The sequence below is a fragment of the Bradyrhizobium sp. SHOUNA76 genome (assembly GCF_023006445.1).
Taxonomy (GTDB): domain Bacteria; phylum Pseudomonadota; class Alphaproteobacteria; order Rhizobiales; family Xanthobacteraceae; genus Bradyrhizobium.
On record NZ_JALBHA010000288.1, the window covers coordinates 1 to 8,272 of the forward strand.

The window sequence follows — 8,272 nt, forward strand, 5'->3', positions numbered from 1 at the left end:
GGCTCGCCGAACTGGTGCGCCGGGATCAGGATCTCGCGGCCGAGGCCGAGGCGCTCGACAAGGCGATCATAGCTGCGGTGTCGAAGCAGTCGGCCCAGCGAGACCGCGCAGCCGAGCAACGCAGCCGCGCGCGGATTGCGGCGATCGCGAGCGAGCGCAGCGGACTGCAGAAGACCCTCGCCGTCGAGTTTCCTGACTATTCCTCGCTCTCCAACCCGCTGCCGCTGGCGGTGAAGGATATCCAGCCGCTGCTGTCGGCTGACGAGGCGATGGTGATCTATTCCGTCGTCGACAAGCAGAGCTATGTCATCGCGATCACGCGCGAGGGCGTCGAGTGGAAGGAGATTTCGCTCGGCGCGGACGCGATGGCACGGAAGGTGGCGGCCTTCCGCAAGGGGCTGGATGTCGGCAAGGCGCGTGACGCCTCCGGCAAATCGGGGCTGTTCGATCTTGCGCTCGCGAACGAGCTCTATGTCGCGCTGCTCGGCCCGGTCGAGGCGTTGACGAAAGGCAAGCGCAACCTGCTGCTGGTGCCATCGGCGGCGCTGACTGCGTTGCCGTTTCATCTGCTGGTGACGGAGACGCCGCAGGCTGCGATCCCGGACAGGCTCGAGGGCTATCGCGAGGCCGCCTGGCTGCTCCGGCGTCAGGCCGTCTCGGTGCTGCCCTCGGTGATCAGCCTGAAATCGTTGCGGGCCTTCGCGCGCAGGGATCAAGGCGCAAAACCGATGACCGGCTTCGGCGATCCCGTCTTCAACCCCGCAGCCGAAGGACCCGCCGACCGTCGCGCTGCTAGCGGCAAGGTCGCCGCGCGCAGCATCGCGACGAGCGCCTATACCGATTTCTGGCGCGGCGCCGGCGTCGATCGCGCGCAGCTTGCGAAAGCGCTGCCGCAACTGCCCGATACCGCCGACGAGCTGAACGCGGTGGCGAAGGACATCGGCGCCACAGATGCCGACATCCATCTCGGCCGCGATGCCAGCGAAACGACGCTGAAGCGTGCAGCGCTTGCTCAATACGGCATCGTCTACTTTGCCACCCATGGCCTCGTTGCCGGCGACGTCAAGGGACTGGGTGAGCCCTCGCTTGCGTTGTCCATTCCCGATCAGCCGTCGGAGCTCGACGATGGTCTTCTGACCGCGAGCGAGGTGGCCCAGCTCAAGCTCAACGCCGATTGGGTGGTGCTGTCCGCCTGCAACACCATCGCCGGCGACAAGCCCGGCGCCGAGGCGCTGTCGGGATTGGCGCGTTCGTTCTTCTATGCGGGTGCCCGCGCGCTTCTGGTCTCGCATTGGGCCGTGGATTCGGAAGCCGCCACCCGCCTGACGACGTCGACTTTCGACCTGCTCAAGAAAGAACCAAAGATCGGTCGTGCCGAAGCCTTGCGCCGCGCGATGTTGACGTTTGTCGACGACACCTCGTCGCCGCGCAACGCCTACCCCGCGATGTGGGGGCCGTTCGCACTGATCGGCGAAGGGGAGGTAAGATAAGAAGACGCCACAGGGATTGTGCGTCGCAATAACCGGAAGTAACACGCAAACAGGCATTTGGTTGCGCGATCATTCGTGATTTTTTGATGTACCTGCTCAGGGCTGACATGCGCGACGTTTGGCGCGGTCCTTGAATAAACCAAATCCTACGGGATCAGCTTGGCAACGCCAGCGTTCATCATTATTAGGTCGCCCAGCCGAGGCCGGATGGCCTATTATTCACGGTGACCGCGACGGCGCCAAAGCATGATCGCGCTGAGTGTCGCGGGTTCTAGGAGGATTTTTCGTGCAAGAGACGGGCGTGCGCAACGGTGCCTTCGGCGCCGACAAATTCGGCTTAAAGAATCTCAAGCAGGTTCACTGGAACCTCGGTGCGCCGCAACTCTATCAATACTCGCTCGCAGCGGGCGAGGCGGTGTTGTCTGCCGACGGCGCGCTCTGCGCTGACACCGGTGAGTTCACCGGCCGCAGCCCCAAGGACAAGTTCACGGTGCGTGACGCCACCACCGACAAGAAGATGTGGTGGGCCGGCAACCAGTCGATCACCGCGGAGCAGTTCGAGACGCTCTACCAGGACTTCCTCAAGCACGCCGAAGGCAAGAGCCTGTTCGCGCAGGATCTCTACGGCGGCGCCGATCCGGCCTACCGGATCAAGACCCGCGTCTTCACCGAGCTCGCCTGGCATTCGCTGTTCATCCGCACGCTGCTGATCCGCCCCGAGGCGGTCGAGCTGTCGAGCTTCACGCCGGAGCTCACCATCATCGACATGCCGAGCTTCCGCGCCGATCCGAAGCGCCATGGCTGCAAGTCGGAGAACGTGGTCGCGATCGATTTCGCCCGCAAGATCGTCCTGATCGGCGGCTCCTACTACGCCGGCGAGATGAAGAAGTCGGTCTTCACCACGCTGAACTATTACCTGCCCGAGCGCGGCGTGATGCCGATGCACTGCTCGGCCAATGTCGGCGCCAAGGGCGACGCGGCGATCTTCTTCGGGCTATCAGGCACCGGCAAGACCACGCTGTCGGCCGATCCCAACCGCACGCTGATTGGCGACGACGAGCATGGCTGGGGCCCGAACGGCGTCTTCAATTTCGAGGGCGGCTGCTATGCCAAGTGCATCAAGCTGTCGCAGGAGGCAGAGCCCGAGATCTACGCGGCTTCGACGCGCTTCGGCGCGGTGCTCGAGAATTGCGTGCTCGACGATGACACCCGCGTGGTGGATTTCGACGATGGCTCCAAGACCGAGAACACGCGTTCTGCGTATCCGCTCGACTTCATCCCGAACGCATCGCGCACCGGCCGCGCGCCGCAGCCGAAGAACGTGGTGATGCTCGCCGCCGACGCCTTCGGCGTGCTGCCGCCGATCGCCAAGCTCACGCCGGCGCAGGCGATGTATCACTTCCTGTCCGGCTACACCGCCAAGGTCGCCGGCACCGAGCGCGGTCTCGGCAACGAGCCGCAGCCGGAATTCTCGACCTGCTTCGGCTCGCCCTTCCTGCCGCTCGATCCATCCGTCTACGGCAACATGCTGCGTGACCTCATCGCCCAGCACAATGTCGATTGCTGGCTGGTCAACACCGGTTGGACCGGCGGCAAATACGGTGTCGGCTCGCGCATGCCGATCAAGGTGACGCGCGCGCTGCTGACCGCCGCGCTCGACGGCTCGCTTCGCAACGTCGAATTCCGCACCGACAAATATTTCGGCTTCGCGGTCCCGACCGCGCTGCCGGGCGTGCCGAGCGAGATCCTCAACCCGGTCAACACCTGGAAGGACAAGGACGAGTTCGACAAGACCGCCCGCGCGCTGGTCGGCATGTTCCAGAAGAACTTCGCCAAGTTCGAAGCCCAGGTCGACGCCGAGGTGCGCGCCGCCGCGCCGGACGTGAAGCTCGCGGCGGAGTGAGGCACTAACGTTTGAAATGCAAAAGGGCGGCCGCGAGGCCGCCCTTTTTGTTTGTGGGTATAATCTCTCCATGCGTCATTGCGAGCGTAGCGAAGCAATCCAGAATCCCGCCGCGGAGACGGTCTGGATTGCTTCGCTGCGCTCGCAATGACGAGATCGTGGAAGCAGCTAGGCTTTGAAATACGCGATCTGCGTGCTGGTCGCGAGCAGCCTTCCGTTCGGCGACCACAGCTCGGCATTCTGGTCGGCGTAGCTCTTGTGGAGGATCTTTGCGTCTGCCGTCGCGAGCACGCGCGTGACGTCCTCCGCCGCGAGCTCGTCGCTGTCGGTGTGGAAATACGTCGTCAGCGACACCGTGCCGAACGGCACCAGCGCGCGCCGCGCGTGGAAGACGCGGCCGAAAAAGGCGTCCGACATCGACATCAGCGACAGCATGTCGAGCTTGCGCGGCGTGCGGTCGCTGATCCAGAGCTTTGAATAGGTGCCGGCGAGCTCGGCCTGCGGCGGGCCGATCCGCATCTCGCCCTCGACGAAGCGGAATTCATACTGGTTGGCCCAGGACGCCGCGATTTTTGGAAACGGCAGCGTCTGCTCGAACGGCTTGGTCTCAGGATATTGCGCCACCCTGTGCTCCCAGGACGGCCGGCGCTCGGCGAACACGGCGGTGGCAAGCGTTGCGACCTCGCCGCCGCCCTGCGACAGTTCGACGCTCCAGTGCTGGCTGGAGCGGTTGGCCTTCACCAGCCGCAGGTCGAGATCGAACGGGCCTTTCGCGATCGGCGCGCAGTAAATGACGGTCAGCGCCAGCGGCTCGCCGGCGCGCTCTGGATGCTCGATCAGCGCGCGCAGGATGGTCGCAGCCGTGGCGCCGCCGAACGGACCGACAAAGGCCCAGTAATCGTCGCTGGTGTGCCCCTGCCAGCTGCTGTCACCCGCGGTGATGCGGGTGGCGTCGTCGAATGGGTGCGGGAGCTTGGCGTGCATTGGATTAGACCTCTACTGAGCTTCCGTCCCAACGACGAAACTCCATCGTCTCATCACCAGGGCCATACTGCTGCGAACTCAAAACGTCGTCCGCCGGATCATCTGTAACCCAGGCATCCGCGATCGAGCCCCCTATGCGCTTCAGCGCAATGATGCTCTTGCCGCTGGTCAGGTCGGCAACGAAGTCGTCGATGGCAGTTTCCTCGTCCTTTCCTGAAAGACTGGCAAGGATGCTGCCGTGCGTGTGCCAGGGGAAACCGTCAAAACCCAGCGTCCAGTCCCCATCGGGACATATGACCAGCAATCGAAGCTGCCCATCCGGGCTCATATACTCGCCGACAGGCACGATCGACTCCGGCCAGAAAAAGCTCAAGCCGTAATATGATTGCTATCCTGCCAGATCAATAACCTCGCAGGTAGCGCCGCTTCCACGCCGCGGAAAATCAGCCTGCTACGTCGCGCAAATTCGGAAGCTGCGGCGTGGTCGGATTGACCGGCACGTTCCAGATCTCCTCGGCGTATTCGCGGATGGTGCGGTCCGAGGAGAACCACGCCATGCGCGCGACGTTGAGGATGGAGGCGCGTGTCCAGGCCGGCGAGACCAGCCAGCGCGCATCGACTGCGCGCTGAGTCTCGTAATAGGAATCGAAATCGGCGCTGACCATGTAATGGTCGAGATAGCGCAGCGCGTGCGCGATCGATTCGAAGCGGCCGGGATCGCCGGGCGAGAACTCGCCGGCGCCGATCGCATTGATGGCGCGCTGCAGCTTCGGCGAATTGCGGATGACGTCGGAGGCGTCCAACCCCTGCTTGCGCCGGATCATCACGTCGCCGGCCTCCATGCCGAAGATCGCGATGTTCTCCGCGCCGACATGGTCGCGGATCTCGATATTGGCGCCGTCGAGCGTGCCGATGGTGATGGCGCCGTTGAGCGCCAGCTTCATGTTGCCGGTGCCGGAGGCTTCCATGCCGGCCGTGGAGATCTGCTCGGAGAGGTCGGCCGCGGGAATGATCACCTCGGCCAGGCTGACATTGTAGTCGGGCAGGAAGACGACCTTCAGCTTGCCGCCGATCGCGGGATCGTTGTTGACGACCTCCGCGACGTCGTTGATCAGTTTGATGATCAGCTTGGCGTAGCGATAGCTTGCCGCCGCCTTGCCGGCGAAGATCTTCACCCGCGGCACCCAATTGCCGTTGGGGTCGTCCTTGATCGCCTGATACAGCGCGACCGTCTCGATGACGTTGAGGAGCTGGCGCTTGTATTCGTGGATGCGCTTGATCTGCACGTCGAACAGCGCGTTCGGATCGACCTTGATGCCGAGCCGCTCGCCGATCAGGCGCGCCAGCACGGTCTTGTTGTGGAGCTTGACGGCGCGGAATTTCTTCTGGAATTCGACGTCGCTGGCGCGGGCCTCGATCAGCGAGAGTTGGGTCGGATCGTCGAGCACGGCCTCGCCGCAGGTCTCGCGCAACAGATCGGTCAGCTTCGGATTCGCCAGCATCAGCCAGCGGCGGAAGGTGATGCCGTTGGTCTTGTTGGTGATGCGGCCGGGATAGAGATGGTTGAGGTCGTGGAACACGGTCTCGCGCATCAGGTCCGAATGCATCCCCGAGACGCCGTTGATGCGGTGCGAGCCGACGAAGGCGAGCTGGCCCATGCGCACGCGGCGCCCGCTCTTCTCGTCGATCAGCGATACCGAGGCACGGAAGTCGATGTCGCCCGGGCAGCGCGCCTCCGCGAGCGCCAGATGCTGCACGTTGATGCGGTAGATGATCTCCAGATGCCGCGGCAACAGCCGCTCGAACAGCTCGACCGGCCAGGTCTCCAGCGCCTCGGGCAGCAGCGTGTGGTTGGTGTAGGACAGCGTCGCGACCGTGATCTTCCAGGCCTCGTCCCAGCGGAAATTGTGCAGGTCGACCAGGATCCGCATCAGCTCGGTGACGGCGAGGCTCGGATGGGTGTCGTTGAGCTGCACCGCGACCTTCATCGCGAGGCTGCGAAGCTGCCCGTCGGAGGTCAGGTGACGATTGACCAGGTCCTGCAGCGACGCGGAGACGAAGAAATATTCCTGGCGCAGGCGCAGCTCGCGGCCCGCCGGGCTCTCGTCGTTCGGATAGAGGAATTTGCAGATCGCTTCCGCGCGCGACTGCTCGGCGCTGGCGCTGACATAGTCGCCCTTGTTGAAGGCGTCGAGCTTCAACGGATCGGGCGAGCGCGCCGACCACAGGCGGAGCGCGTTGACGTGCTGGCCGCGCCAGCCGACGATCGGCGTATCATAGGCGATCGCCTGCACGGTCTCGCCCGGATGCCAGATCGCGCGGTCGCGGCCCTTGTCGTCGACATGCTCGACGCCACCGCCGAAATGAATGTTGTAGATCACTTCCGGCCGCTGCAATTCCCAGGGATTGCCGAAGCCGAGCCATTCGTCCGGATATTCCTGCTGCCAGCCCTGATTGATGATCTGGCGGAACAGGCCGTAATCGTAGCGGATGCCGTAGCCGATCGCGGGGATCGACAGCGTCGCCATGCTTTCCATGAAGCAGGCGGCAAGCCGGCCGAGACCGCCATTGCCGAGCGCCGCATCCGGCTCGCATTTGCGCAAGTCGGGCAGGGAGACGCCGAGGTCGCCGAGCGCAACCTCGAAGATTTTCAGGAGCCCCATATTGTTGAGCGCGTCGGTGAACAGGCGGCCGATCAGGAATTCGAGCGAGAGATAGTAGACGCGCTTGCGCCCCGCATCGTAGCTGCGCTTCTCGGCGCTGAGCCAGCGATGCACGATGCGGTCGCGCAACGTCAGCGCCGCGGCCTGGTACCAGTCGTGCTTGGTCGCCATCCCTGCGTCCTTGCCGATGGCAAGGCGCAGCTTCGCCAGGATCGCGCCCTTGATCTCAGCCAGCGCGAGTTCGTCGATGGGCTGCCCGGGGGCGGGAAAACTGGGCTGGAACGATTGATCTTGCAAAGCCGTCACTTCCTGGTCGAAAGAACACTACTCACCCTACGCGTCTTGCCCCTGCACCGGAATCGTCATCGGCGCGGCCGTGCACTGCGCTGGCGTCAATTTATGCAAGGAACGGGCCGCTTTGGGAACCCGGACGAGCACGGAGAAACCCGGGATTCGGTGCTAGATTGCGGATCAATTCAGCCCTCAGTGTGGAGGAACATCTTCATGAGACTGCTGATCGAAATCGCCGCGGCGGCCCTGCTCGTCATCTGCATCACCGCCTCCAGTGCCGCGTTTGCCGCCGGCAAACCCGGTCGTAGCGCCGACGGCCTGAGCTGCGGCTTCACGGTCCCGCAGAACGCGTCGCCCGCGGCCCGCTGCGCTGCCATCAAGCGCCAATGCGGCGGCAGGTTTTATGCGAATGCGTGCGGCGACAGGCTGATGTCGGCGGCGAATTGAGCGGCGGGCGGCAAGCCTCGCGAATTCAAGCCGCCTTCAGGCCGCCTTGGCCTGCACCGCATCGCAAAACTCGGCGAGACGATCCGCAAGCCGCAGCGTTGCCGGGCTCGCATCCGGCGAAGCCATCAGTGCGACCTCGGTCTTGTTGATCGGCGCAAAACCTTCCTTCGCCGTCAGCACGCGATGGTCGGCCTGGATCGACATCTCCGACAGGATGCTCAAGCCCATGCCGGCGGCGACCGCGGCCTGGATGCCGGAAAGGCTCGATGAGGAATAGGCCATGTGCCAGGCACGGCCGACGCTTTCCAGCGCGTGGATGGCGCCGGCCCGGTAGAGGCAGCCGGTCGGAAAGCCGATCAGCGGCACGGACGCGGCGTGAACGTCGACCGGATGGCTCTTGCTGGTGACCCAATGCACCCGCTCCGGCCACACCGCGATGGCGCCGTTCTCGCCGGCTGCGCGCTTGAACAGCGCAAGGTCGAGCTCGCCGCGCT

Annotated in this window: 7 protein-coding genes; 3 read left to right on the forward strand and 4 right to left on the reverse strand. The window is 64.3% G+C overall.

Annotated elements, in window-relative coordinates:
• Window positions 1-1,490, forward strand: a 1,490-nt coding sequence (locus MOV74_RS24675) for a CHAT domain-containing protein (RefSeq protein WP_246928493.1), incomplete at its 5' end; no start/stop codon positions are given.
• Between the two features lie 286 nt (window positions 1,491-1,776).
• Complete coding sequence (locus tag MOV74_RS24680) at window positions 1,777-3,393, forward strand: phosphoenolpyruvate carboxykinase (protein ID WP_246928495.1); 1,617 nt, start codon at window positions 1,777-1,779, stop codon at window positions 3,391-3,393.
• A 168-nt stretch (window positions 3,394-3,561) separates the two neighbouring features.
• On the opposite strand, the gene MOV74_RS24685 is transcribed toward MOV74_RS24680, so the two are convergent.
• From MOV74_RS24685 to MOV74_RS24695, 3 genes are all read right to left on the reverse strand, one after another.
• The gene (locus MOV74_RS24685; RefSeq protein ID WP_246928497.1) at window positions 3,562-4,377 is read right to left on the reverse strand and encodes an acyl-CoA thioesterase II; all 816 of its coding nucleotides are present in this window, start codon (window positions 4,375-4,377) and stop codon (window positions 3,562-3,564) included.
• A 4-nt stretch (window positions 4,378-4,381) separates the two neighbouring features.
• The gene (locus tag MOV74_RS24690) at window positions 4,382-4,750 is read right to left on the reverse strand and encodes a hypothetical protein (RefSeq protein WP_246928507.1); all 369 of its coding nucleotides are present in this window, start codon (window positions 4,748-4,750) and stop codon (window positions 4,382-4,384) included.
• A 70-nt stretch (window positions 4,751-4,820) separates the two neighbouring features.
• Complete coding sequence (locus tag MOV74_RS24695) at window positions 4,821-7,337, reverse strand: glycogen/starch/alpha-glucan phosphorylase (RefSeq protein ID WP_246928517.1); 2,517 nt, start codon at window positions 7,335-7,337, stop codon at window positions 4,821-4,823.
• A gap of 207 nt (window positions 7,338-7,544) precedes the next feature.
• Here MOV74_RS24695 and MOV74_RS24700 point away from each other — a divergent pair, with 207 nt between their 5' ends.
• The gene (locus MOV74_RS24700) at window positions 7,545-7,778 is read left to right on the forward strand and encodes a hypothetical protein (RefSeq protein WP_246928518.1); all 234 of its coding nucleotides are present in this window, start codon (window positions 7,545-7,547) and stop codon (window positions 7,776-7,778) included.
• Window positions 7,779-7,814: 36 nt separating this feature from the next.
• On the opposite strand, the gene MOV74_RS24705 is transcribed toward MOV74_RS24700, so the two are convergent.
• Window positions 7,815-8,272 (reverse strand): LysR substrate-binding domain-containing protein (locus tag MOV74_RS24705; protein ID WP_246928519.1); only part of this gene is annotated, 458 nt, incomplete at its 5' end.

Coding starts and splice junctions, on each gene's coding strand:
- MOV74_RS24700 (WP_246928518.1), top strand. CDS start 7,545: ATGAGACTGCTGATCGAAATCGCCGCGGCGGCCCTGCTCGTCATCTGC.
- MOV74_RS24685 (WP_246928497.1), bottom strand. CDS start 4,377: ATGCACGCCAAGCTCCCGCACCCATTCGACGACGCCACCCGCATCACC.